25 protein-coding genes are annotated in these 25,109 nt (G+C 39.5%); 22 read left to right on the forward strand and 3 right to left on the reverse strand.

Going from position 1 to position 25,109, the window contains the following annotated elements; all coding sequences use genetic code 11:
- Nucleotides 1–44: 44 nt before the first annotated feature.
- The 16 genes from ABU615_RS08870 to ABU615_RS08945 all read left to right on the forward strand — a co-directional run bounded on the left by ABU615_RS08870 (nucleotide 45) and on the right by ABU615_RS08945 (nucleotide 15,769).
- Nucleotides 45–4,271: an RHS repeat-associated core domain-containing protein gene (locus ABU615_RS08870; protein ID WP_370388861.1), complete on the forward strand. Its 4,227-nt coding sequence runs from the start codon at nucleotides 45–47 to the stop codon at nucleotides 4,269–4,271.
- A gap of 30 nt (nucleotides 4,272–4,301) precedes the next feature.
- Nucleotides 4,302–4,874 carry a hypothetical protein gene (locus ABU615_RS08875; RefSeq protein ID WP_367440156.1) on the forward strand — a complete coding sequence of 191 codons (573 nt, stop codon included), beginning with the start codon at nucleotides 4,302–4,304 and terminating at the stop codon, nucleotides 4,872–4,874.
- Between the two features lie 362 nt (nucleotides 4,875–5,236).
- Nucleotides 5,237–5,653 carry an RHS repeat-associated core domain-containing protein gene (locus tag ABU615_RS08880; protein WP_367489341.1) on the forward strand — a complete coding sequence of 139 codons (417 nt, stop codon included), beginning with the start codon at nucleotides 5,237–5,239 and terminating at the stop codon, nucleotides 5,651–5,653.
- Nucleotides 5,654–5,897: 244 nt separating this feature from the next.
- A complete protein-coding gene (locus tag ABU615_RS08885; RefSeq protein WP_370388862.1) occupies nucleotides 5,898–6,191 on the forward strand; it encodes a hypothetical protein in 294 nt (97 codons plus the stop codon).
- Between the two features lie 298 nt (nucleotides 6,192–6,489).
- Nucleotides 6,490–7,476 carry an RHS repeat domain-containing protein gene (locus ABU615_RS08890; protein ID WP_370388863.1) on the forward strand — a complete coding sequence of 329 codons (987 nt, stop codon included), beginning with the start codon at nucleotides 6,490–6,492 and terminating at the stop codon, nucleotides 7,474–7,476.
- A 12-nt stretch (nucleotides 7,477–7,488) separates the two neighbouring features.
- Nucleotides 7,489–8,004: a hypothetical protein gene (locus ABU615_RS08895; protein WP_100156269.1), complete on the forward strand. Its 516-nt coding sequence runs from the start codon at nucleotides 7,489–7,491 to the stop codon at nucleotides 8,002–8,004.
- Nucleotides 8,005–8,104: 100 nt separating this feature from the next.
- Complete coding sequence (locus ABU615_RS08900; RefSeq protein WP_100156270.1) at nucleotides 8,105–8,638, forward strand: hypothetical protein; 534 nt, start codon at nucleotides 8,105–8,107, stop codon at nucleotides 8,636–8,638.
- Nucleotides 8,639–8,721: 83 nt separating this feature from the next.
- The gene (locus tag ABU615_RS08905) at nucleotides 8,722–9,849 is read left to right on the forward strand and encodes an RHS repeat domain-containing protein (RefSeq protein ID WP_370388864.1); all 1,128 of its coding nucleotides are present in this window, start codon (nucleotides 8,722–8,724) and stop codon (nucleotides 9,847–9,849) included.
- A gap of 16 nt (nucleotides 9,850–9,865) precedes the next feature.
- A complete protein-coding gene (locus ABU615_RS08910) occupies nucleotides 9,866–10,168 on the forward strand; it encodes a hypothetical protein (RefSeq protein WP_367489326.1) in 303 nt (100 codons plus the stop codon).
- A gap of 7 nt (nucleotides 10,169–10,175) precedes the next feature.
- Nucleotides 10,176–10,379 (forward strand): hypothetical protein, encoded by a 204-nt coding sequence (locus tag ABU615_RS08915; protein WP_144340461.1) that lies wholly within the window; start codon nucleotides 10,176–10,178, stop codon nucleotides 10,377–10,379.
- A gap of 640 nt (nucleotides 10,380–11,019) precedes the next feature.
- Nucleotides 11,020–11,250, forward strand: a complete 231-nt coding sequence (locus tag ABU615_RS08920) for a hypothetical protein (RefSeq protein WP_367489320.1) — start codon at nucleotides 11,020–11,022, stop codon at nucleotides 11,248–11,250.
- Between the two features lie 455 nt (nucleotides 11,251–11,705).
- Complete coding sequence (locus ABU615_RS08925) at nucleotides 11,706–12,161, forward strand: RHS repeat-associated core domain-containing protein (RefSeq protein WP_370389359.1); 456 nt, start codon at nucleotides 11,706–11,708, stop codon at nucleotides 12,159–12,161.
- 274 nt (nucleotides 12,162–12,435) lie between these two features.
- Entirely contained in the window at nucleotides 12,436–12,918 is a 483-nt protein-coding gene (locus ABU615_RS08930; protein ID WP_370388865.1) for a hypothetical protein, read from the forward strand.
- 233 nt (nucleotides 12,919–13,151) lie between these two features.
- A complete protein-coding gene (locus tag ABU615_RS08935; protein ID WP_267408258.1) occupies nucleotides 13,152–13,538 on the forward strand; it encodes a hypothetical protein in 387 nt (128 codons plus the stop codon).
- Nucleotides 13,539–14,390: 852 nt separating this feature from the next.
- Entirely contained in the window at nucleotides 14,391–14,819 is a 429-nt protein-coding gene (locus ABU615_RS08940) for a hypothetical protein (RefSeq protein WP_367489306.1), read from the forward strand.
- A gap of 521 nt (nucleotides 14,820–15,340) precedes the next feature.
- Nucleotides 15,341–15,769: a hypothetical protein gene (locus ABU615_RS08945; protein WP_267408255.1), complete on the forward strand. Its 429-nt coding sequence runs from the start codon at nucleotides 15,341–15,343 to the stop codon at nucleotides 15,767–15,769.
- A gap of 260 nt (nucleotides 15,770–16,029) precedes the next feature.
- Here ABU615_RS08945 and ABU615_RS08950 read toward each other — a convergent pair whose 3' ends face one another.
- Both ABU615_RS08950 and ABU615_RS08955 read right to left on the reverse strand, forming a co-directional pair.
- Complete coding sequence (locus ABU615_RS08950) at nucleotides 16,030–16,437, reverse strand: zinc-binding dehydrogenase (protein WP_370388866.1); 408 nt, start codon at nucleotides 16,435–16,437, stop codon at nucleotides 16,030–16,032.
- Between the two features lie 441 nt (nucleotides 16,438–16,878).
- Nucleotides 16,879–17,628 (reverse strand): amino acid ABC transporter permease, encoded by a 750-nt coding sequence (locus ABU615_RS08955; protein ID WP_100156280.1) that lies wholly within the window; start codon nucleotides 17,626–17,628, stop codon nucleotides 16,879–16,881.
- Between the two features lie 238 nt (nucleotides 17,629–17,866).
- Here ABU615_RS08955 and ribF point away from each other — a divergent pair, with 238 nt between their 5' ends.
- The 6 genes from ribF to fetB all read left to right on the forward strand — a co-directional run bounded on the left by ribF (nucleotide 17,867) and on the right by fetB (nucleotide 24,746).
- Entirely contained in the window at nucleotides 17,867–18,796 is a 930-nt protein-coding gene (gene ribF, locus ABU615_RS08960) for a bifunctional riboflavin kinase/FAD synthetase (RefSeq protein ID WP_370388867.1), read from the forward strand.
- Nucleotides 18,797–18,880: 84 nt separating this feature from the next.
- Entirely contained in the window at nucleotides 18,881–21,661 is a 2,781-nt protein-coding gene (gene ileS / locus ABU615_RS08965; protein ID WP_370388868.1) for an isoleucine--tRNA ligase, read from the forward strand.
- Nucleotides 21,662–21,765: 104 nt separating this feature from the next.
- A complete protein-coding gene (gene lspA / locus ABU615_RS08970; RefSeq protein WP_367489298.1) occupies nucleotides 21,766–22,251 on the forward strand; it encodes a signal peptidase II in 486 nt (161 codons plus the stop codon).
- Nucleotides 22,252–22,294: 43 nt separating this feature from the next.
- On the forward strand, nucleotides 22,295–23,236 hold the full coding sequence (ispH, locus tag ABU615_RS08975; RefSeq protein ID WP_367489295.1) for a 4-hydroxy-3-methylbut-2-enyl diphosphate reductase: 942 nt from the start codon (nucleotides 22,295–22,297) through the stop codon (nucleotides 23,234–23,236).
- On the forward strand, nucleotides 23,233–23,937 hold the full coding sequence (locus ABU615_RS08980) for an ATP-binding cassette domain-containing protein (protein WP_370388869.1): 705 nt from the start codon (nucleotides 23,233–23,235) through the stop codon (nucleotides 23,935–23,937). Before ispH ends, ABU615_RS08980 begins: the two co-directional genes overlap by 4 nt.
- On the forward strand, nucleotides 23,937–24,746 hold the full coding sequence (fetB, locus tag ABU615_RS08985) for an iron export ABC transporter permease subunit FetB (RefSeq protein WP_100139733.1): 810 nt from the start codon (nucleotides 23,937–23,939) through the stop codon (nucleotides 24,744–24,746). The genes ABU615_RS08980 and fetB overlap by 1 nt, the downstream gene beginning before the upstream one ends.
- Nucleotides 24,747–24,883: 137 nt before the next feature.
- Here the strand turns inward: fetB and iscX are convergent, their stop codons facing one another.
- Nucleotides 24,884–25,078, reverse strand: coding sequence for a Fe-S cluster assembly protein IscX (gene iscX, locus ABU615_RS08990; RefSeq protein WP_100152239.1), 195 nt, complete (start codon nucleotides 25,076–25,078; stop codon nucleotides 24,884–24,886).
- Nucleotides 25,079–25,109: the final 31 nt, after the last annotated feature.

The raw sequence follows: 25,109 nt of genomic DNA on the forward strand, positions 1-25,109 counted from the left end.
AACAAATAAAACAAAATAAATAAATTAAACACAAGGGTCAAAAAATGAAAACAAACAACCGACCCCGGAACAGCCTGAAGGAATGGCTGTTCCGGGTAATCAGCTACATACTCATGCTGGTAATGGCATTGCCGCAGATGGCGTATGCCCGCATCAGCGGCAATGACGAAAAATTATCTGGCATCAGTCATGCCAGCGTCAGACTGCCGAATACCGAATATACCGAAAACACCGTAGACATGCGGGTAAAAGTATTAGGTGGAGAAGTCAAACTCAACCGCACCTGGGAAAATGGACGTTGGTATCTCAATCCAGCCTGGGCCGAACTACGCTTCGTATTAGATCCGCTCGACAGCAGCGTCAAAACCATCGATCGTGCCGGTACCCTGTATCAGCGCAGCGGCGAAGCCGACTTATATACCTACAAACAAGTATCCATCAGCAAAACCGAAACCGGCTGGCGCTGGACGGATCCAGAGGGTAACTGGATAAACTATGACAGCAAAGGCCGGCCACTGGCCTATGGCAATGCCAACAACGTACAAGTTAGCTTTGAGCTAGATAAAGACGGGCAGCGCAAAGCCATTAAAGATAACAACGGCGAACTCGTATACAACCTAGACTATGACAATCAGGATCACCTAATCAAAGCCACCGACCGCAGTGGCCGCAGCGTCAGCTACAACTGGTCCGGAGACCGCCTGACCCAAGTAACCGACGTCATGGGCAACGTCTGGAAATATGGTTACGACAACAACGGCCAGATAAACCGCCGCACCGATCCCGATGGTGGCGTCACCAAAATTGATTACATCGTGTCCGTACCCTCATCACAGTTTGCCATGGGCAGCGGCCGCAATGGTGGCGTAATATCACAAAGTGCCGTAGTGAGCACCGGCGCAGCCGATCATGAAAACAAACTGGCACGCGTAGGCAAAATCACCAGCAAAACCGGTGCTGTGACTGTTTATAACACCGAGTACAACCGCGTCAACAAACAATACACCATCACCGTCAACGATCCGGCCGGACAAAAAACCGTCACCGTATTTGACAGCAATGGACGCGTACTGACCGAAAGTATAAACGGCCATCTTACCGCCCGCTATGATCGAGACAGCGCCAACAACATCGTCAAATACACCGACGAACGCGGGCAGATTACCACTACCCAGTATAACCAAGCGGACTATCCGGTTAAAGTCACCTATCCGAATGGCGCAGTAGAAGAATATCAATACAATCAGGCCAACAAACCGGTCAAACAAATCAACGCCAAAGGCGACAGCATCACCTTTGAATACAATGCTGCCAACCAGCCGACCAAAATCACCTATGCTGCCGGCAAACCCGAGCAACGCATCGTCAACTTCGAGTATGACAACCTAGGTCAGCAAACCAAAGCCACCATAGGCAATAATCAAAAGAGCATCAGCCTGCAGCAAAGCTTTGACCGCTACGGCAACATAGCCAGCTATACCGATGGCAAAGGGCAACAGTACCAGTACAGCTATAACATACAAGGTCAGCCAACCGAATTACAGAACCCTTTACAGCAGAAATGGCTATTGGGTTACAACGCTGCCGGTTACACAACACAAGTAACCGACCCACTCAAGCACACCTTTACCATGAAAACCGATGCCCTCGGCCGAATAGTAGAGATGACCGATGCGCAAGGCAACAGCACCCATTACAGCTATCAAAATACAGCAACAGGGCGCGAAGTAAAAACCACTGACGCATTGAATCAAGTTACCACCCAGCAGTATGACCAGCTCAACCGCCTGATTAAAACCATCACCCCATCCGGACTGGTTAGTGAACAGAGCTACGACAGCAACAGCAGAATCAGCCAGTATAAAGACTACAAAGGCAATCAGCTTAGCTACGAATATGGCGCACCCGGCACCAGTCAGGCTGGACTCCTGACCAAAATAAACTACCCGACCTACAGCGAAAGCTACGATTATGACAACATGGGTAACACCATCAGCGTCAACCAGCAGCTGGACAGCAATACCCAGATAAGCAGCCACAGCAGCTATGACCAACTAGGCCAACAAATCAGCCGCACCGATGCTGCCAACCGCACCAGCCAAAGCCAATACAACGCACTGGGACAAATCACAGCCGACATAGATGCACTGTCAGGTAAAACCCAGTACCAGTATGACCTGTCTGACAACCTCAGCACACTGACTGATGCCAAAGGCAACCAGTACCACTTTGAATATGATCAAAATAACAACCTACTCAAAGAAACCAAAACACTGGGCAACAACGTCGAATACAGCTACAACGCTGCCAACCAGCTGACCGAACAGAAGCAGGCCAACGGCAACCGCATACAGTATCAGTATGATGCAGCGGGAAACCTCAGCCAGCAAAACTACATCGCAGCCGGTGCCGACACCGCCGAACAGACAGTCAACTACCAATATGATGCCAACAACCAACTGACAGACGTACAGCAAAGCGGCAGCTCCAACAGCCATTACACCTATCAGCGCGATGCCCTAGGACGAATCGTTGAAGAAAACATCAGCTATGGCCGCATCAGCAAAACCTTAAAATACAGCTATGATACAGATGGCAACCTAGCCAGCATCACCTATCCCGATAACAGCACAGTAAACTATCGTTATGCCAACGGCCAGTTACAGCAAGCCATACTGCCAAACGGAGAAGAAATCAACTGGCGTGATTACCAATGGAATCAGCCTAAACGTATCACCTATCCGCAAGCAGAACAAACCAACAGCTATGATGCCTTACAGCGACCAACACAAATCAAACTGGTTAGCAAAGGACAAACCTTACTCGAACGCCACTACAGCTACGATAAAGTCAGCAACATCAGCAGTATCCAGACAGAAAAGGGCAGCAGTAGCTACCAGTATGACCAATTAGACCGCTTAACCCAAGTCAAACCGGAACAGGAAAGCCTAGCGCAACGAGCAGAATCCTACAGCTACGATGCCATCGGCAACCGCACCGGTAGCGCCCAACAACCAGGTGAGTGGCAGTACAACGACCTCAACCAACTCATCAAGTGGGGAGAAGGCAAACAACAGACCAGCCTCAGCTACACCATCAACGGGCAGCTAGCGACAGAAGAAAACGCCAATAAAAAACTCAGCTATAGCTACAACGCGGCCGAGAGACTAAGTAAAGTCAGTAACGACAGCGGAGAAATAGCCAGCTACCAATACGACCCATTTGGCCGGCGCATCAGCAAAACCGTAAATGGCAAAACCACCTACTATATCTACAGCAGCGAAGGGCTGATAGCTGAACTGGATCAAACAGGACGGATGCAAGTAGCGTACGGTTGGGCACCAGACAGCGATTGGGGCACCAGCCCACTGTGGCAGGCGAATCTAAACGAAGGCCAAACCCTAAAAAATGCCAGCTATCACTACCTAATAACAGACCATCTTGGCACCCCACAACTAGCAATAAACAGTACAGGAGAACAGAGCTGGAAAATTACCAGTGATGCATTTGGCAACAGCGAACTGGATGCAAATAACCAAATCACCATGAACCTGAGGTTTCCGGGACAGTATTACGACGAAGAGACCGGACTGTCGTACAACTACTTCAGGAATTACGACGCGAAGACGGGGAGATATATTCAGAGTGACCCGATAGGGTTAGCAGGAGGAGTAAACACGTATGGATATGTAGGTGGGAATCCGCTTATATATAGTGACCCGACTGGGGAGATTGCTCCGGTAGTTGGTGCATTAGTTGTTGCTGGAATAAGGTTAGGCATTATAGGTTTGAGATCAGCATTATCAAGCATTCGGGCAAGAAGATTAGTTTCTGGCATCATGCCTGGAGTAGGTGCAGGCATAAATCAGAATATTGATAGAAGATTGAAAGAAGGAAATAATGGGTTACCATATTTAAATTCAAGACATCCAGGGGAAGATCATTTACTTAATGTATGTGAAGGAAAAAAAGAGTTAGGATATGACCCTTTTGACCCAAACGATCGTTGTCAAAAAATAAGAAATGCAATATATTATTTATCAATGAGAGCAAGAATACGAGCCGGAGACTTAATAAAATATGGAGGAGGGGACAGTGGACATAATCTAAGGTACAATCGAGTATTAGATGCTTTGAAAAAGCTTGTAAATGAAGCTAAACTTTGGGGTTGTGAATATGACAAGCAAGCAGATGAAATATTAAAATCATCAAAACGGTCAATAGCAGAAAAAATGAGTGTTTCCAAAGAGGTTGCAAAAAAATTCAATTAGCTTTCTTTTTTTCAAAAAAGTGGAGTTTTTATGTTGAATACATGTTTAATAAAAAATAATTACTTCAAAGCTAAAGTTGCTTATATTAATGATGGGGTAGTATATATTGTAATATATAGATCAGATACATTTGAACATTATGTTTCTTTTAGTATCTATAATAATACAGATAAAAAAACTTGGATTTTAGAAGCTGATAAAATTATTAAAAAATTAGATGTGCCGATTGATTGGAAAAAACCACATAGGTATTGTTTAGCTTATTATGCTCGTCAGGTTTTAAACGATGATGATTTTACAGATAAATTAAATTATAATTTATTAAGTGATTCAGATATATACCGTTATGTGCTTATATCTAGATTAAAAGAAACTGCTTTAATAAAAAAATTGAATCAACTACCTAAAGAGGAAAAAATTCAATTATTTATCCTAAAGGACTGGGAAATTGAGGCTAGTGTATCAGAAGATATTCATTATGCTATCTATGGGCGTCAATATATATATAAAAGGCTATATGATAAAAAAAAATATACTATTTATTATAAAAAATATTTGGAAAGGATAGAAAATGTCTTCGGGAAAATAGATGAAAATGAATAATTTTGAGAAATTGAAAATATTAAAACTATATTTTCGAAAATTTTAAAACTAATTTAATTTTTAAATATTAAATTGTTTGATAAAGACTAACTAATTATAAATCTTTAACTAGGTCAATAAACTTAATTAGTTAGTAAATTTTTATTATTCATACTATATTTTTATGTAGAAATTATTAAATTAAAATGATGTGTATAACTATCTAAAATTATTTTGTTATGTAAAAAAATTTTTCTTTATAATAATATTTTTAAAAATATGATTACAATTAAAAATTAACATATATTACTCAAGTATATTTATATACATTTTTAAAGTGTATTAGCCCACTGTGGTAAGCTAACCTAAGTGAAGGCCAAACCTTGAAAAACGCCAGTTATTACTACCTAATAACAGACCATCTGGGCACCATGCAACAAGCAATAAACAGTGCAGGAGAACAGAGCTGGAAGATTACCAGTGATGCATTTGGCAACAGCGAACTGGATGTAAATAACCAAATCACAATGAACCTGAGGTTTCTGGGACAGTATTACTACGAAGAGACTGGACTATCGTATAACTACTTCAGGGATTATGACGCGAAGACGGGAAGGTATATTCAGAATGACCCAATAGGGTTAGCAGGAGGAGTAAACACGTATGGATATGTAGGTGGAAATCCGCTTTTATACAGTGACCCGACTGGGGAGATTGCTCCTATAGCTGTTCCATTAATTGTTGCTGTAATAAGGGTAGCAATAAATGGGATACGATTTTGTGCGTTAAATTTTACTTGAAACAGACTGGCAAGCGAAGCGTTGAAATGGGGGATGGTAGGAGAGCAAGCAGCTACTGATAAACATAGGCAAGTGGGTGATAGGAATAGAGTTATAAGAGAATGTAAAAAATATAAAGATAGTGAGGTAGGTTATACTGTACATGTTTAGGGGATAGAGTTGTGATTACAAAATCAAATGGAGAAATACATACTAGTTTCAAAAATTTCAGAGCTAATACCAATATGAGAGTAAAGAAGGGAAAATGGGTTCGACAATGGGACTAAATTTATATAAAGAAAGCAGTATATTAATAAATCAATGTAATAATGATTGTAATAATATATGTAAAGCTAACTTGTTAGAAAGATTGAAAGATAATAAGTTTGCTGTAATATCAATAGATTATTTATACGATGATGCTGATTTCGAGAAGGATTGTGTAAGCCAAAAAAAAAATTATTACGAATTAGTTAGAGAAGAATTTAGCTTTTCATATTTAAAATGGTTTAATACTGAACAAGAAGCATTAGACAATTTTTTTTATGATATGGTTTAATAAAAATGTACTATATTTTATTTGCAATTAACTATAAAGCTATGGATAAGTAAATTAGCGGTAAAATATATTTGGGCTTTAACTAAGATTAAATAGTTAAAGCTTTTTTTTAATATATTATTATTTGCAAATGTATAAATTCTGAACTATATAAATTAAAACGAATATTTAAGGAGAAATAGCCAGCTACCAGTACGACCCATTTGGCCGGCGCATCAGCAAAACCGTAAATGGCAAAACTACCTACTATATCTACAGCAGCGAAGGGCTAATAGCTGAACTGAATCAGACAGGACGGATGCAAGTAGCGTACGGTTGGGCACCAGATAGCGACTGGGGCACCAGCCCACTGTGGCAGGCGAATCTAAACGAAGGCCAAACCCTAAAAAATGCCAGCTATCACTACCTGATAACAGACCATCTGGGCACCCCACAACTAGCAATAAACAGTACAGGAGAACAGAGCTGGAAGATTACCAGTGATGCATTTGGCAACAGCGAACTGGATGCAAATAACCAAATCACCATGAACCTGAGGTTTCCGGGACAGTATTACGATGAAGAGACTGGACTATCGTATAACTATTTCAGGGATTACGACGCGAAGACGGGGAGATATATTCAGAATGACCCGATAGGGTTAGCTGGGGGAATAAACACGTATGGGTATGTAGGTGGAAATCCGCTGGTATATAGTGACCCAACTGGGGAGTTGGCTCAAGTAATAGTGCCAGTATTAATAGGAGCCACTATTATAAGTGCATGTGTAGTGTCACCAGCATGTAAAAAATTTGTGACTGATTCTTGGTCTGGTTTATATCAAAATATACGTGAAAGAATTAAAGGCACAGATGTTTTGCCTACATTATCGGAGCACAAAGAAGATGATAAAAATAATACAAAATCATGCGATAGTAATACAGTTAATATAAACGACCTTAATAATATAAGTACTAATGGAGCAGCTCCTCCTCCTGATCCAGATAATGAGAATGAACAAGATAAAGTTCTAAAGGATATTATTAATGATTCTACTCCTGGGCCAAAAACAAAAGGACACAGTACACAATATATACGTAATAAATCTGGATGGGAGCAAACGCAAAAGGATTTTAATAATTTAAATCCAAGTAATGTTAAAAATGTAGGTAGAGAAAATGTTGTTTTACATGGTCAGCTTAAGGATGGCAGAATAGTAGTAATACGTCCTAATAGCTCTAGTGGCAGACCCACAATGGAAATAAGACCTATTAAAGGTAAACGAGTAACAAAAATTAGATATTAACAAGGATATGTGATGAACATTTGTGATCAAAATACATCTTTGTATAGAGATAAAATTGAATTTATACAAAGTATTTTAAATACTCACTGCGTGATTTCAAAAGATTTTATTTATAAAAATAATTGGGTAGCAATGATTATTCCTGAAAATCTTGAAATTATTGAGTCTGAATGGTTGTCTGATGCCATTCATAGATTTGGATTTACTACATATGAACAATATATTATCGAAAATAATGATAAAATAGAATATTTAGAAATTATTAATAATCAAGAAAATATTTATGATAGCGAATACGGTTTTTTGGATAAACGAGTTATTCTAACTAATAAAAATATTGATTTTATGTATTATAAAAATTTAGATAATTTATATCATATATTTGCTGGAACTTATGATTTTGTTTATAGCTGCATTCAATGTAGTGAGCAAAATTGTAAAGAAATTTATAACGAGTACTATCATCAATTTATGAAAGATTCCAAAGAATTTCGAGAATGCAAATATATATGGGATTTATATCAATAAATTAATTTAGCTTTATTTAGTATTTAATCCTTGCCTTTTGGCAAGGATTTATATATATAATTTTTAATTAAGCGTAAGTAAATAAATAATGGGGCTAATAATGAGTAATTTAATTTCAAGAAAAGCATTATTTGAGAATAAAGCTAATTTTTCTGAATACTTACTAAATTCAGATAAAGGAATTTCTAAGCAATTTATAAATGATAAAGGATGGGTAGCTATGCCTTGTGCAGGCTATCTATATTCAATAGAGGCTGAGTGGCTTTCTGATGCAATTCATAGGTTAGGGTCTAATAGTTATTATCAATACTTATTCTATGACGATGGATTGGAAGAAATATTACAATTTAATAATAATAGTAGTAATATTAATTCTAGTGATTTAAATTATTCATATTGTCATACAATTATAACTAATGAAAATGTTGATTTTGTATATTACAGGCATGAATGGGGTTTATATCATATGTTTGCTGGTACACCTGATTTTGTTTATAGTTGTATTCGTTGTAGTAGAAGAATTAGTAAAAAAATGTTTTTAGAATATTGTTTTAATGATGCGGAAAGTCCAGCTGATTATGAAAAATGTAAACGAGCTTGGTTTTTATATCAAGGTGATGATTTGGAAAATTAATTTATATTGATCTGATATAATTAATTTATTTTAAATGTTTAATCCAATTATTAATTCTCAATCTTAAATAATTAATAATTGATTTGTTAATCCAAGTCAAACCGAAACAAGAAAGCCAAGCGCAACGAGCAGAATCGTACAGCTACGATGCCATAGACAACCGCACCGGTAGCGCCCAACAACCAGGTGAGTGGCAGTACAACGACCTCAACCAACTCATCAAATGGGGAGAAGGCAAACAACAAACCAGCCTCAGCTACACCATCAACGGGCAGCTAGCGACAGAAGAAAACGCCAATAAAAAACTCAGCTATAGCTATAACGCTGCAGATAGACTAAGTAAAGTCAGCAACGACAACGGAGAAATAGCCAGCTACCAATACGACCCATTTGGCCGGCGCATCAGCAAAACCGTAAATGGCAAAACTACCTACTACATCTACAGCAGCGAAGGACTAATAGCCAAACTGGATCAAACAGGACGGATGCAAGTAGCGTACGGTTGGGCACCAGACAGCGATTGGGGCATCAGGCCCTTATGGCAGGCCAATCTAAATGAAGGCCAAACCCTAAAAAATGCCAGCTATCACTACCTAATAACAGACCATCTTGGCACCCCACAACTAGCAATAAACAGTGCAGGAGAACAGAGCTGGAAGATTACCAGTGATGCGTTTGGCAACAGCGAACTGGATGCAAATAACCAAATCACCATGAACCTGAGGTTTCCGGGACAGTATTACGACGAAGAGACCGGACTATCGTATAACTACTTCAGGGATTATGACGCGAAGACGGGGAGATATATCCAGAGTGACCCGATAGGGTTAGCAGGAGGAGTAAACACGTATGGGTATGTAGGTGGAAATCCGCTGGTATACAGTGATCCGACTGGGGAGTTTGCTCAAGTAATAGTTCCAGTATTAATAGGAGCCACTATTTTAAGTGCATGTGTAGTGTCACCAGTATGTAAAAAAAATGTCACTGATTCTTGGTCTGGTTTATATCAAAATATACGTGAAAGAATTAAAGGCACAGATGTTTTGCCTACATTAACGGGAAACAGAGAAGATAATAAAAATAATACAAAATCATGCGATAGTAATACAGTTAGTATAAATGATCCCAATAATGTTACTATATTATGGGAGCAGTACCTCCACCTGAAGATCCTGATGATGAAAAAACTCAGATTCTTTTATTGGTATTAGTGCTGATGAAATAAAATTGATAAATAAAATTCATGGTGGTTCAAATACGGTTACAGGAGAAGTTGATACGGTTTTAGCAAATATGTCGTATAGAACAGGATTTTATGATAAGAGTGCCGTGGTTATTAGAGATATTGCTGGTAGACATTTATTTAATAATGCAAATAAAAGAACGGCTCAAACTGTTGTAGAGCAACTTGCAAAAAGAAATAATATTAATATTAGTAAATCTCAAATTAGAAATGTAATTAATAATTCTGCTACTGGAAGGTTGAGAAGTATTGAAGAAATATCTGGAGCTTTAAAAAATGGTATATAGAGTTAATATGATCACTTATTTAGATCAAGTTGAATCAATTGCACAAGAAGGTTGCACAATAGTAATCAAATTTGATGGTGAGAGGGATAAGAAAAATTTTTATACTGTGGTTTTATCGGGAGGCCAATTAAAAGATGATTATTTTAGAAAGGATGGTGCCGATTTACCTTTATTACTTCGTGAAATGATAAATTTTTATAAAAATTATTAATTTAAAATAATTATGTTAAAAAAATCCTAGATTATAGACTAGGATTTTTTTAAAATTTATCTATAATAAATTTTTTAATATTTTTTTTGTTTATAAAAATTTTTGTATTACTTATTTCATACTATGATACAAGATATGCTAAAAATGGGAAAGTGCACGATGATTTCACAATTGTCGTATTTGAAAATAAATTATTTTTTTCGCTAGAGCTGAGTAAACTTAAAAATATTCGAACCAATGATCAATTGTTTATCTCAGACATAGATAGTGCTGAAAAAAAATGGAATATTAATGGAGATACTTATCTTACTTTTTCATATACAATAACTAAAGGAAAAAATGAGGATCAAGTAGAAACAGTACTTAAAGATCCTGACAGAACCGTGTGGTCAACTTTTAAAATTGTGAATGAATCGATTATACCGATATAATCTAGATTATATACTTTTGATTATCTACCGCTAGCTAATTTTTTAGTATTTATAACTACATGTTTTTTAAATTTTATGTTTAAATATTTAAAAATAAATAAACTATTTGAAAATTTTGTAATAATAAATAGCTATATTAATATTGAAAACATTTAGATTATTGCTAACTTTTTTAATTTTAATAATAATTTATTAATTAAGGAATTAAAATGAATTATCCGAATGGTGATGAAATAAGGGCAGGAGATAAACTTAGTTTAGAAGGAGGAATGACAGGTTTAGTATTATGCTCTTTTGATTCAAAAGATTATCTTCCTGAATTTGATTATGAATCTTGGATAGATACATGTAAAACTGGAATAATGGTAGATACTGATGTTGCCGGTTTAATTCATTATTCTGAACCAAATTCTAATTTTAAATTATTAAAAAGAAAATAGTAAGAATAGCTTAAATACATGTATATATTAGTTAAAAATTGAATTTAATTATCCCGCCATTTATTTTATTGCGGGATATTTTTTGAATATTTAATTCAATGTAAATACTTTAGCTACAACGCGGCCGAGAGACTAAGTAAAGTCAGCAACGACAGCAGAAAAATAGCTAGTTACCATACGACCTGTTTGGCCGGCGCATCAGCAAAACCGTAAATGGCAAAACCACCTACTACATCTACAGCAGCGCAGGGCTGATAGCCGACCTGGATCAAACAGGACGGATGCAAGTAGCGTATAGCTGGATACCGGACAGCGATTGGGGCACCAGCCAATTGTGACAGGCCAATCTAAATGAAGGCCAAACCCTAAAAAATGCCAGCTATCACTACCTAATAACAGACCATCTGGGCACTCCACAACTAGCAATAAACAGTGCAGGAGAACAGAGCAGGAAGATTACCAGTGATGCATTTGGCAACAGCGAACTGGATGCAAATAACCAAATCACCATGAACCTGAGGTTTCCGGGACAGTATTACGACGAAGAGACTGGACTATCGTATAACTACTTCAGGGATTATGACGCGAAGACGGGGAGATATATTCAGAATGACCCGATAGGGTTGGCTGGAGGGATAAACACGTATGGATATGTAGGTGGAAATCCGCTGGTATACAGTGATCCGACTGAGGAGATTGCTCCTGTAGCTGTTCCATTAATTGTTGCTGGAATAAGGGTTGCAATAAATGGGATACGATTTTGTGTGTTGAATCCTACTTGCAACAGACTGGCAAGCGAAGCGTTGAAATGGGGGATGGTAGGTTGGCTTACAGGATTACCCACAATACCAATGCTTAATGATAATAAAAGTCAGGATAAAAGGACTGTGAAACTAAAGATATTGAAATAAGTGATGCAAATAGTAAGAATACGGTAGGAGGTTCACCTGATCCTGATGATCAAGATAATAATTATAAAAAGAAATTAAAAAAAGGAGATCAAGTTGACTCAAGCCGATTTAATAAAAGACTTAAGGGTGGAGATTATCAAGATCCTAAAACTGGCTGGAAAATTTCTAAAGACAGAGCAGGAGTAAGAGGACATGGAGGTAGTTACTGGAAGTTATTTAACAAAAAAGGTGATAGAATAGGTACATTAAGTAAAGAAGGAAAATATATAAGAGAATGAGAAATTTAATATACAAATTGATTAAATTAGATTTAAGTAATTTAAATTTATTAGAAAAAAAATATTATATTTTTTGTATTTCTATTTTTGATCATTTTTTAACAGAAAATGAATACATTAATGCTGATCTAGTTTCTTATAATGATGCAAAAAAAAGTGTAAGAAAAAAAATGTTATTTAATAAAATTGAAAATAAATTTATATTTATATATACATATTTGTTTAAAATTTCAAAAGCAAATGTTATTGCTATAATTGATAATAAACCAATAAGAATTAAATCGTTTAATAATTATATGTATTTATTGGATAATGTTCTTAAAGAAAAAAGATTGTATATATTTATTTATCCATTATTAGGTTGTTTTACAATCACTGGATATGATTTAACACATCAATTTTTTGTTAAAAAAAACAAATTTATTCTTAAAAAACAAATTGAAATTTTAGCAAATAAAACTAAATTAAACATAATATAAAATGAAATTTCATTTCAAAAAACAGCGTTTTCTTACGCTGTTTTTATATCTAATAAAGTTTCAAAAACATTTACAAAGGGTTGGATAACACCTAAGACTGGTGAAATAATAAGAACAAAAAAATTTGGCAACAGCAGGTCTAATAAAATGAAAGGCAAGATTAGTGGGGAAATAAATTAGAAAATGAATCGCATTCAACTAGGCATTTTGTAAAATAAATTTGGGAGATAAATATGAAAAAGATTTGTGATTTAGGATTAGGATTTACAAAAATTTTAAATCATGGTAATGATTTATCATTAGAACTAGTAAGTGTATACCATCAAGGCGAAGTAATGGGTAATATTATATGTAAAGATATTAAACTTTTGCATATTTTTAATAATGATATTGATGAAGATGAAGGTTTAGAAGGATGCTATATTTCATCTATTTGTATTAAAAAATTAGATAATATTTTGATTAAATACCCTTTTAAAGATAATATGAATTTTAAAATAAAAAAGAAAAGCGGTTATGAAATTTGTCTAGAAAGTGGTTCAATTAATGGAAAAATTATTTGTTTAGAAGCTATTTTAAATATTAAAGATAAATATAAAAATATTCTCATTGAAGAATAAATTACATGATAATAATGAAGATTTATAATTATCTAAAATGTATTTAATATTCTATTAACGCTGAGTGATTACAGCCTATATTTTTTATTTTAATAAATATTTGTTAATAAAGACTTAAAATGATTCATCTAAACGATAATGGAATAAAAACGGGAGATAAACTCAGTTTGGAAGGATGTATAACTAGACTACTAATATGCTTTTTGATTTTAAAAATTATCTTACTGAATCTAGTTATAACTATTAATTATTAATACACAAGGTTGAAATAATTGTAAATACTAATATTTTTGGTTTAATTCATTACTTGAAATTAAATGTCAATTTCAAATTGTTAAAAAGGGAAGGTTTACAAGCTACAGATATGTATATTTTAGATAAAATCTAAATATGATAATCCCGCAATTTATTATATTGCGGGATTATTTTTAATTTAAAGTTAGAACTTTGACTACAACGCCCCCGAGAACCTGAGTAAAGTCAGCAACGACAGCGGATAATTAGCCAGCTAACATACGACCTGTTTGGCCGGCGCATCAGCAAAACCGTAGATGGCAAAACCACTTAGTACAAAATACCGGATAGCGATTGGAGCACGAGCCCATTATGGCAGGTTAGTTTGAATAATAGCCAGACTTTATATAATAATGAAATTAACTACCTGATTAACGATTTATGTGTATCCCCCAACTGGCAGTAAATTTGAGGGGGCTGCTGATATGGAGAGGTATTGCTGATTCGTTTGGGAATTTTAAACTTGATTCTGCAAACCAGACTACTTTGAACCTTAGATGATATATTTTATGAATAAATAGCTGGTGAGCGTAAAATGAATAGAAAGAAGATTTCAAAATGAAAACAGAATTCAAATTTAATGGAACTCTTTTTGGTAATGTAAGTTGTAGTGGTAATCCAACATTAGAAGATATAAATAATGCTCTAGATTTATTTGCTTCAAGCGAAGGCGTACTTTATTTGATACAGGATTATGTGAAAGGTACAACGCCTTACGAATTGACGCTTTACGCAGATAAAGGAAAATATCTAGTCATGTTTTCAAAAAGGCTTCCATTAGCTGGAAATGAAGATGATGAAGATAATGAAGATGATGAAGATGATGAAGTAAGAACTTTTTGGGACAGTAATCGAACTCGGGGTTTGGTAAGTGTATACGGTGATTTATGGGATAATCGAACCATAACCGAAGATTTTACGAAAGTCAGAAAAGCATTTAATGAATTTTATTTAACAGGAGATATTGATAGAAATCTTGTTGAATAGAAAAAAAGCCCCGAAATTTTATTCGGGGTTTTTTTATTCTTCAATTCAATTCTAAAGCCGTAATTAAGATTCTGGATTGATTTAAAAATTGTTAAACCAATTCCTATCAAGGCTGTTGACTAATTTGTCAAAATTACTATTAATTTAATACAAGAGATTATTTGATTTTAGTAAAAAGGTAAATTAAAAAAAACGAGTTTATTTAATAAAATGTTGATACACAAGAAATAGCTAAGAAAGTAGCAAAATCCAAAAATCCAAAATCAAATGGTGATATGAAGAATACACATGCAGAAATAGGAGCACTACAGCAGGCTGCTGATAAGGTTGTAACCGAAGGAGCTAATGCATATATGGGAGTTAAGGGGAGGAGGTGTGTACTATTGCAGACATGATATTGTTTCAATGGCTAAAGCATCAAAATTGAATTCATTAAATATCAAAGCTGAGACTACAGAAGCAGATATATTTTATAAATGGAAACCTGGTATGAGTAAAATGGAAAGAACGGAGACTCCAAAATGAAAACAGAATTTAAATTTAATGGAAGAATAGTTGGTGATCTATATAAAAATAATGATGGAATTGTAAATCGTAACCCAACACTAGAAGATATAAATAATGCTCTGGATTTATTTGCCTCAAGTGAGGGCGTACTTTATCTGATACAAAATGATGTGAAAGGTACGACTCCTTACGAATTGAAGCTTTACGCAGATAATGGAAAATATCTAGTCTTGTTTTCGAAAAGGGCTCCATTAGCTGGAAATGAAGATGATGAAGATGATGAAGTAAGAACTTTTTGGGACAATAATCGAACTCGGGGTTTGGTAAGTTTATACGGTGATTTGTGGGATAATCGAACCATAACCGAAGATTTTACGAAAGTCAGAAAAGCATTTAATGAATTTTATTTAACAGGAGATATTGATAGAAATCTTGTTGAATAGAAAAAAAGCCCCGAAATTTTATTCTGGTTATTTTTATTCTTCAATTCTAAAGTCGTAGTTAAGATTCTGGATTGATTTAAAAATTATTAAACCAATTCCTATCAAGGCTGTTGGCTAATTTGTCAAAATTACTATGTGGGAACCGTAAAATGGGGTGTGTAGTGATGTACCCCATGCTTGATTGGCGCTATGTCGGTTTAATTGTCCACCACCAAGTCCAACTACTGTCCAGTCTCCACCCAAACCAACAGTTTTGGCCCCTAAGGCCAATGTTGGATTGTAACCGACGAAGTCGAGAATAACGGCACATTTTTTGAATCAGTAATTTGGGTTATTTCTTTGGCAACGGTATCAATATCTTTATTAGTACGCACGACGTAATCGGCACCGTATTTTTTGGCTAATTCAAGCTTATCATCGGCAATAATGGTGGCAGAATAAACATTTTTTAGAATTTGGACTGCCATATGTCCTAAGCCAACAATACCGATGACAAATACAAAAGCAGATGGTGTAATCTTGTTTGATGAACGTTTAATGGCATGACATGGAGTTAAGGCGGCATCGGTGAGTCTAGCCACTTCTTTGAAGTGTAATTTATAAATTTGCATCAGTGAACGGCTGGCAGAGACGATCATGTATTTAGTCATGCTACCATTAGTGCCCATGCCACGCCAAAAATTGGCGATTCAGTTTGATATTTACATTAATTTTTAAGATTGCTAGCAAGGGGCGCAATGGCCGAAGCCCCATGCAGTGTAAACTTTAGTTGCTGCTCCAACTTTAAAATCATTCATACATTTGCCCTGTTCAGCAATCTAGTCTGGGTTTTCATGGACAAGGGTAAATGTAGATTCCCCATCTAGAGTGTCGATATGCATCAATATTAGTCGGAATGACAAATTTTGCCTGTGCCTATTTTTTATTTGTATTTCACATGTTTGGGTGGGCTACTTAATTAAAGATGAGAAAATAAATGTATTTAGATCAGGCTATTTATTTGGTATGGTTTTTTAACATTTTTTAGCGGATAAAAAAATAGAGCGGTATATATATTTCAACCGCTCTGTATGATTGTTATATTTGATATCTTTTGCGTGAATTATGAATTAATGCTGATAACCTTTATTGTATCTTTTTTCAAGCCATGAAAAGAACCAACTCAATGCTATGGTCATGATCAAATAAATTATGGCGATGGTGTAGAGTGGGGTTTCATAGTTAAGGTAACGTCCGGCTGCGGCGCGGGCGGCAAAGGCTAGTTCGGCCACAGCGATGGCTGAAAGCAGTGAGCTGTCTTTAAGAAGAGTAATGAATTCATTCCCAATGGGTGGCAGCATACGCCGGATGGCCTGTGGCAGGATAACGTAGCGCATGGCTTGTGTATAGCTGAGTCCTAGTGAGCGGGAGGCTTCAAATTGGCCGCGGTCGATAGACTGAATGCCAGCGCGGAAGATTTCGGTGATGTAGGCGCCGGAGTTGACTGACAAGGCTAGTGTGCCGGCAATCAGTGCGCCATAACTGCGCCGGAGTTCTACGGCAAGATCTCCACTGATAATCAGGCCATCAGTTGGGTTGATGAGCAGTGGAAACCAGACGAAATACCAGATGAAAATTTGAACAAATAGCGGTGTACCGCGAAATATGGTGACATACAGCAGCGAAATTTGCCGCAGTGTCCATACCAGTGCGCGTATGGGCAGGCCGCCCTTTTCGAGGCGGATAATACGCGTGAGGGCGAATATCAGGCCGAGTAAGGTGCCCATAAATGTGGAAATCAGAGTGACGCCTAATGTGGTGAGCGCACCGTAATAAAACATTTCACGGTATTCGTAGATGATGTCGAAACGAAAGGCCATTGTGTTACCTAATGGTGGTTTTTGGGGTATTGCTGCCGGCTGGGCTAAGCCTTGGCGTTATGTGGGCGCTATTTTAGCAAGAAATGCTGTTGTAACTGTATCAAATTTTGTTTGCCGTTGAGTATAAAGCGGATTTGTTGGCTGCAGAGGGTGGAAAATGCTGTTTAATTACGCTGGCTAAGGTGAGCTGAAGTGTTTACAATGGTGTGTTTTATTATTTGATTCGTTCAAGAATTGTATGCAAGTTTGGTTGGGGAGCGGGCTGCGGCCGGATTGGTCTGGTGGTACGGCAGTAACAATCGGTAATTTTGATGGTGTGCACTGTGGACATCGCCATATTTTGCTGCGCTTGCGTCAGGAAGCTGATAAACGCGGGCTTGCTTCGGTGGTGATGATATTTGAACCGCAACCTCAGGAGTTTTTTGCGCAGCAGGCAGGTAAGTCTTTGCCTTACCGGTTGTCGCCGCTGCGGGATAAGCTGAATTTGCTTGCTGAAAGTGGTTGTGTGGATGCGGTGTATGTGCTGCGGTTTAATCAGCAGTTTGCATTGATGCAGCCGATGGATTTTATCCGGCAGATGCTGATTGAAAAGTTATCAGCACGCTATTTGCTGGTGGGTGATGATTTTCGTTTTGGAGCCCATCGCAGCGGTGATTTTGCTTTATTGCAGGCTCAGGAGGCTTTTGTAACAGAGAGAACGCCATCTGTTGTGGTTGAAGATGTACGTGCCTCAAGTACGGCAGTTCGTATGGCGCTGGCTGCTGGTAACCTAGCTTATGCGCAGTTGCTGCTGGGACATGAGTATGTGCTCAGTGGTCGAGTGAAACATGGCGCCAAGCTGGGTCGCGAATTGGGCTGCCCAACGGCAAATGTGCATCTGCCGGCTTTGCATTATGCGCTGAATGGGGTTTTTGTGGTGGATGTAACAGGTGCTTTCGGACGTAAACGTGGTGTGGCCAGTTTTGGTAAAAATCCGACGGTTTCTACGGGTAGCCAGCAGAAGCTTGAAGTACATATTTTTGATTGTGCTGCCAATTTGTATGGTCAGCGCTTAGGGATACATTTTCTGCATAAGTTGCGTGATGAGCTGAAGTTTGATTCTTTGGCAGCGTTGCAGGCTCAGATTTTTGCTGATATGGATGCGGCACGAATATGGCAGGCTGCCTGAATTGCTAAGTGGCGTTCGGGTGGCCGTAAAATAATACTGATTTTTAGATTATTGAATTAACGGATATATTTTAAAGAGAAAGTCATGACTGACTATAGCAAAACTGTAAATTTGTTGGACACGCCGTTTCCAATGCGCGGTAATCTAGCCAAGCGTGAAGGTGGCTGGCTGAAATCATGGTATGAACAGAAACGTTATCAGAAGCTGCGTAAGCTGGCTGCTGGACGACCGAAATTTATTCTGCATGATGGCCCACCGTATGCGAACGGTGATATTCATATCGGCCATGCAGTGAATAAGGTATTGAAGGATATTATTATCCGCAGTAAGACGCTGGCTGGTTTTGATGCGCCATATGTGCCGGGCTGGGATTGTCATGGTTTGCCGATTGAGCTGATGGTAGAAAAGAAGCACGGTAAGAATATTCCGGCTGCTAAATTCCGTGAGCTGTGCCGTGAATATGCGCGGGAGCAGATTGCGCGCCAGAAACAGGATTTTATGCGTCTGGGGGTGCTGGGCGATTGGGAGCATCCATATCTGACGATGGATTATCAGACTGAGGCGGATATTGTCCGTACACTGGGAAAGATTCAGCAAGGCGGCTATTTGTATCGGGGTGAGAAACCAGTGCAGTTCTGTTTGGATTGTGGTTCTTCGCTGGCAGAAGCTGAAGTTGAATATAAAGATAAGGTTTCTTTTGCGATTGATGTGGCGTATCAGTTTAAGGATAACGCGGCGCTGGCTGCTGTGTTTGGTCTGAATGAGATTTTAGGCGAAGCCTATGCGGTGATCTGGACAACTACGCCGTGGACTTTGCCGGCCAGTCAGGCAATTTGTGTGGGGCCGGACGTTGTTTATCAGTTGTTTGATACGCCAAAAGGTAAGCTGGTGTTGGCTAAAGAGCTAGCTGAAGCAGCTTTGGAACGTTTTGGTTTCGATGTGGATGATACTGCGGTACTGGCTGAAGTTGTAGGACGACAACTGGAGAAACTGCATTTGAATCATCCATTTCTGGATCGAGATATTCCGGTTTTACTGGGTGAGCATGTGACTACTGAGGCCGGTACAGGTCTGGTACATACGGCACCTGCACATGGTCTGGACGATTATTTTGCCTGCTTGCGGTATGGTATTCAGTTATATAACCCAGTGAATGCTGAGGGACGATATATCAGTGATGTGCCCAGATTGGCAGGGATGACGGTCTGGGAAGGTAATCCGGTGGTGATTGATTGGGTGGCCGAAGAGGGCAGATTACTGTCGAATGGAAAAATTACTCATAGTTATGCGCATTGCTGGCGCCATAAAACGCCTTTGATTTACCGTGCTACTGGCCAGTGGTTTATTGGTATGGATAAAGAAGGTACGGATGGCAAGACTTTGCGTGATAAGGCGATGGATGCTGTAGAGGTGACTGAGTTTTTTCCGGCATGGGGACGCGCGCGTCTGGAGGCAATGATTGAAGGTCGTCCAGACTGGGTGGTATCTCGCCAGCGTTACTGGGGCACGCCAATGGCCTTTTTTGCCCATAAGGAAACTGGTCAGCTCCATCCACGTTCGGCTGAATTGCTGGAAGAGGTGGCTAAGCGGATTGAGCAGCATGGTATTGAGGCGTGGTTTGCGCTGGATAAGCATGAGCTTTTGGGCGCAGATGCGGATGAGTATGATAAATTGCCAGATACGCTGGATGTTTGGTTTGATTCGGGCAGTACGCATTACGCAGTACTGCGTCAGCGCCCTGAGCTGGCATGGCCTGCAGATTTGTATCTGGAGGGCTCTGATCAGCATCGCGGCTGGTTTCAGTCTTCGCTGCTAACTGCCTGTGCTACAGTTGGCAGTGCGCCGTATAAACAGTTGCTGACACATGGTTTTGTGGTGGATGGCAACGGGCAGAAAATGTCTAAATCTGTGGGTAATGTGGTATCACCACAGAAGGTAAATGATAGTCTGGGTGCAGATATTCTGCGCTTGTGGGTGGCTTCTACTGATTATTCCGGTGAGCTGGCAATTTCAGATGAAATTTTAAAACGAGTGTCAGAAAGCTACCGGCGTCTGCGGAATACGCTACGTTTCCTTTTAGCGAATTTGAGTGATTTCAATCCGGCTACAGATGCGGTGCCAGTGGATGAGATGCTGGAGCTAGACCGTTATGCACTGGTTTTGGCACAGCAATTGCAGCAGCGTGTGGCTGATGATTATTTTGCCCGTTATGCGTTCCATTTTGCGGTACAGGATATTGTCCATTTCTGTTCAGAAGATATGGGTGCGTTTTATCTGGATATTCTGAAAGACCGTTTATATACAATGCAGGCTGGCAGCCATGGCCGACGTAGTGCGCAAACTGCTTTGTATCATATTACGCGTAATCTGGTGCTTTTATTGAGCCCAATTCTTTGCTTTACTGCTGAGGAGGCTTGGGCAGTATTGAGTGGTGATGAAGAAGATAGTGTACTGTACCATACGGGGCATGAATTCCCGCCTTTAGCTGATGTAGATAGCTTAACACTGAAATGGCAGGCGATCCGAGCAGTGCGTGATACGGTGAATGTGGCTATTGAATCGTTGCGTGCGGATAAGAGTGTAGGGTCTTCTTTACAGGCTGATGTGGCGATTAAGGTGCCAGCAGATTTGCTGCCTTATGTGGCCGCGCTGGGTGATGAATTACGTTTTGTATTGATGGTGGCGAAAGTTACCGTAGAAGCTGGAGAAGAGCTATCTGCCACTGTATCGGTGGATCAGGGTACAAAATGTGAGCGTTGCTGGCATTATACTGATGATGTGGGCTCCGACCCTCAGCACCCGACTATTTGTGGTCGCTGTGTGCAAAATGTCGATGGTGCCGGTGAAAAGCGTTTGTATGCCTGAGACTAGGTAACGGCTGTAATGTTGTCGTTTTTTTAGGCTTGATTTGAATGATTCAGGTGTGGCAGATTTAGTCGGTCACGCCTGTTCTGGTTTTAAGGATGGTTATGCAACGTAAAAAACTGTTTTTATATGGTGCCATTATCGTACTGGGTCTTTTGGCAGACCAGTTAACGAAATATCTGATATTGCAAAATGTTCATTATCTGGAACGAATTGCGGTAATACCGGGTTTTTTTGATTTGACGCTGGCTTATAATCCAGGCGCGGCATTTAGTTTCCTTGCCGATGCGGGTGGATGGCAGAAGTTTTTCTTTATGGGACTGGCGCTGGTAATTTGTATTTACCTCCTGCGTGGGATTATCCGCGATGAATTCGGAACAATAGGTAAAGTGGCTGCTGCGTTGATTATTGGTGGTGCGGCTGGTAATGTTGCTGATCGATTGGTACATGGTCATGTGGTTGATTTTCTGTTGTTTTACTACCATAATTGGTTTTATCCGGCGTTTAATGTTGCGGATAGCCTGATTTGTGTCGGTGCGGTTTTGCTGGTGCTGGAAAGTATTTTTCATCAGAAGAAAAAGGCAGCTTGATTGGTTTAATTTTGGTGAAATCAGCCAGCTAACGGGAAGTTGAATGAGCGACAAAAAGATTTTACTGGCTAATCCGCGAGGATTTTGTGCTGGTGTTGACCGAGCCATCAGTATTGTAGAACGGGCTTTGGAAGAATATGGTGCACCGATTTATGTGCGCCATGAAGTGGTACATAATAAGTTTGTTGTTGATAATCTGCGTAACAAGGGCGCAGTGTTTATTGAGAGTCTGGATGATGTGCCAGCTGATGCCACGTTGATTTATTCGGCACATGGGGTATCTCAGGCGGTACAGCAAGAAGCGGTGGCGCGTGGTTTCCGTATTTTTGATGCTACTTGCCCTTTGGTAACGAAAGTCCACAGACAGGTATCTCGTCTTGATGAGCAGGGATATCAGATTGTGATGATCGGGCATAAGGGTCATCCGGAAGTAGAAGGTACGATGGGGCAACTGCCGCCGGGGGCAATGCTGCTGGTGGAAACAGTTGCTGATGTGGCAGGTTTACAGGTCCGCAATGAAGAAAAGCTGGCGCATGTGAGCCAGACAACGCTATCGGTAGATGAAACCAGCGGTATTATTGCTGCGTTGAAACAGCGTTTTCCTCACATTAAAAGTCCGCATAAAGAGGATATTTGTTATGCAACCACCAATCGTCAGGAGGCGGTAAAGAAGTTAGCCGCTACTTGTGATGTGGTAATTGTGGTAGGGTCTCCTAACAGTTCGAATAGTAATCGTTTACGCGAAGTGGCAGCTTTGCTGGGTGTTGATGCTTATATGGTAGATAATGCCAGCTGTCTGCAGACTGAGTGGTTTTCCGGCAAGCGCCGTGTAGGTGTTACTGCCGGTGCGTCAGCACCGGAGGTACTGGTTAATGATGTTGTACAGACGATTGTTTCCTGGGGATATCCAACAGTTACCGAAGGTGAGGGTGTGGAGGAAAATATTATGTTTGTGCTGCCGAAAGAACTGCGTGGTTCGTCATGAATACGCCAATTTTATCTGGTGAGGGTGTGTGTCAGCGCGCCCATGATGATGGCAGAATGTTATTACAGGATATCGATTTTCAGCTCAGAGCTGGGGCACGTGTGGCAATCAGCGGTGCATCCGGAGCAGGAAAATCGGTTTTTTTACGTACAATTTCTTTGCTAGATTTACCTGCTGCTGGTACGTTGTATTGTCAGAATCAGCCTGTGAATTTGAATGCACATAGTATTGCACGGCACCGTAGCCAGATTGCTTATGTGCGTCAGCAGGCGGTATTGATTCCGGGTACGGTGCGTGATAATTTGCAGTTACCTTATACTTTGCATCATTATCAGCATTTGACGTTTCAGCCGGAACATGTGCTTCAGGTTTTGCAGAATATGGGTAAGGATGAGCATTTTCTGGAGCGTGACGGTACCGATTTATCGGGTGGTGAAGCGCAATTGGTTTGTTTGCTGCGTATTTTACAGTTGAATCCTCCGGTATTGTTGCTGGACGAACCCACAGCTTCTCTGGATGAGGATTCTGCACGCACGGTACAGAAACTGGTTAATCAGTGGCAACATGCAAATCCGCAGGCTGCCTATATGTGGGTTTCGCATAGTGAGCAACAAGTTAGCGAAGTGGGTGATGAAATCTGGTATTTTGATGCCGGACGAATAACGCACATCAAGCATTCGGTAAAGAATGGGAGGCAATAATGCAAGGAACTAATTATATTAGTGTTGCTGAGCTGGCTCTGGCTTCTTTGCTGATTTTGGTGAGTGCCGGTGTATCATTATGGCTAAAGCTAGGGTTAACGAAACGGATTTTGATATCTGCTGTGCGTGCTGTGGTGCAGTTATCCATTGTAGGCTTGTTGCTTAAATGGATTTTTGCGGCTAATCAATGGTATTGGGTACTGCTGATTATTGCTGTGATGACCTTAATAGCCGGATTTTCGGCGCGCTCTCGTGGTAGCTATGTTTATCGTGGTCTGACTCGTGATGCACTGTCTTCAGTGTGGTTGGCTTCTTGGTTAAGTGCTGCAGTAGGACTGTATGCGGTGCTTCATATCCATCCATGGTATTCGCCGCAGTATGTCATTCCGATTTTGGGTATGGTGCTTGGTAATTGTTTAACTGCTGTGGCTTTATGTCTTGACCGGTTAACACAGGACTTACGCCAGCAGCAGGCTAGGGTAGAAGTTTTATTGTCCATGGGTGCCAGTGGCTGGGAAGCTTATCGGGATACGGCACGATCTGCCGTTGTCGCTGGGATGTTGCCGACGATTAATCAGTTGAGTGTAGTAGGGCTGGTGAGTCTGCCGGGAATGATTACCGGACAAATTCTGGCCGGTGCTTCACCTGATCAGGCCATTCGTTTTCAGTTACTGACCATGTTTCTGATTTGTGCTGGTTCTGCCGGTGGCTGCCTGCTGTGTGCGATTTTTGTGTATCGCCATGTGTTCAACCGCTGCTGGCAGTTTTGTAGCTGGCGTTTGCAACGGCGTAATACAGAAAAAGCTTAGATATTTGGATAATTTATTTTTAGCCAGAACATTTGCCCTTAAGGGGGGGGGGCTATGGTGTTCTGGCTGTTATCAGTTGAGTTTGTTGCTTAATATGTCATGATAGATATGGTTTGATTGCTGGTATGCTTTTCTGCTCAGTCAGTTTCATCTATCCATGCTTGCTGAATGGCTTCAAGTACGCGCTCACCGCAATGCTCTGGCTGGTCATCAAAGTCTGGTAAGGCCAATACTAGTTCACGCAATCGAGTAAAGCGGATGGTGGTAGGATCGATGTCTTCGTGACGGTCTGCCAGTTCTTCGGCAATCTGATGTATATCAGTCCATTTCATGATGTGATTCTGTATTAATTGTTAAGAATTA

It is taken from the genome of Snodgrassella alvi (assembly GCF_040741455.2).
Lineage (GTDB): Bacteria > Pseudomonadota > Gammaproteobacteria > Burkholderiales > Neisseriaceae > Snodgrassella > Snodgrassella alvi_E.

Bases quoted from the DNA above. Each gene is read 5' to 3' on its own strand.
- ABU615_RS08870 (WP_370388861.1), top strand. From the start codon at position 45: ATGAAAACAAACAACCGACCCCGGAACAGCCTGAAGGAATGGCTGTTC.
- ABU615_RS08875 (WP_367440156.1), top strand. From the start codon at position 4,302: ATGTTGAATACATGTTTAATAAAAAATAATTACTTCAAAGCTAAAGTT.
- ABU615_RS08885 (WP_370388862.1), top strand. From the start codon at position 5,898: ATGGGTTCGACAATGGGACTAAATTTATATAAAGAAAGCAGTATATTA.
- ABU615_RS08890 (WP_370388863.1), top strand. From the start codon at position 6,490: ATGCAAGTAGCGTACGGTTGGGCACCAGATAGCGACTGGGGCACCAGC.
- ABU615_RS08895 (WP_100156269.1), top strand. From the start codon at position 7,489: ATGAACATTTGTGATCAAAATACATCTTTGTATAGAGATAAAATTGAA.
- ABU615_RS08900 (WP_100156270.1), top strand. From the start codon at position 8,105: ATGAGTAATTTAATTTCAAGAAAAGCATTATTTGAGAATAAAGCTAAT.
- ABU615_RS08915 (WP_144340461.1), top strand. From the start codon at position 10,176: ATGATCACTTATTTAGATCAAGTTGAATCAATTGCACAAGAAGGTTGC.
- ABU615_RS08920 (WP_367489320.1), top strand. From the start codon at position 11,020: ATGAATTATCCGAATGGTGATGAAATAAGGGCAGGAGATAAACTTAGT.
- ABU615_RS08930 (WP_370388865.1), top strand. From the start codon at position 12,436: ATGAGAAATTTAATATACAAATTGATTAAATTAGATTTAAGTAATTTA.
- ABU615_RS08935 (WP_267408258.1), top strand. From the start codon at position 13,152: ATGAAAAAGATTTGTGATTTAGGATTAGGATTTACAAAAATTTTAAAT.
- ABU615_RS08940 (WP_367489306.1), top strand. From the start codon at position 14,391: ATGAAAACAGAATTCAAATTTAATGGAACTCTTTTTGGTAATGTAAGT.
- ABU615_RS08945 (WP_267408255.1), top strand. From the start codon at position 15,341: ATGAAAACAGAATTTAAATTTAATGGAAGAATAGTTGGTGATCTATAT.
- ABU615_RS08950 (WP_370388866.1), bottom strand. From the start codon at position 16,437: ATGGGCACTAATGGTAGCATGACTAAATACATGATCGTCTCTGCCAGC.
- ABU615_RS08955 (WP_100156280.1), bottom strand. From the start codon at position 17,628: ATGGCCTTTCGTTTCGACATCATCTACGAATACCGTGAAATGTTTTAT.
- ribF (WP_370388867.1), top strand. From the start codon at position 17,867: ATGCAAGTTTGGTTGGGGAGCGGGCTGCGGCCGGATTGGTCTGGTGGT.
- ileS (WP_370388868.1), top strand. From the start codon at position 18,881: ATGACTGACTATAGCAAAACTGTAAATTTGTTGGACACGCCGTTTCCA.
- lspA (WP_367489298.1), top strand. From the start codon at position 21,766: ATGCAACGTAAAAAACTGTTTTTATATGGTGCCATTATCGTACTGGGT.
- ispH (WP_367489295.1), top strand. From the start codon at position 22,295: ATGAGCGACAAAAAGATTTTACTGGCTAATCCGCGAGGATTTTGTGCT.
- ABU615_RS08980 (WP_370388869.1), top strand. From the start codon at position 23,233: ATGAATACGCCAATTTTATCTGGTGAGGGTGTGTGTCAGCGCGCCCAT.
- fetB (WP_100139733.1), top strand. From the start codon at position 23,937: ATGCAAGGAACTAATTATATTAGTGTTGCTGAGCTGGCTCTGGCTTCT.
- iscX (WP_100152239.1), bottom strand. From the start codon at position 25,078: ATGAAATGGACTGATATACATCAGATTGCCGAAGAACTGGCAGACCGT.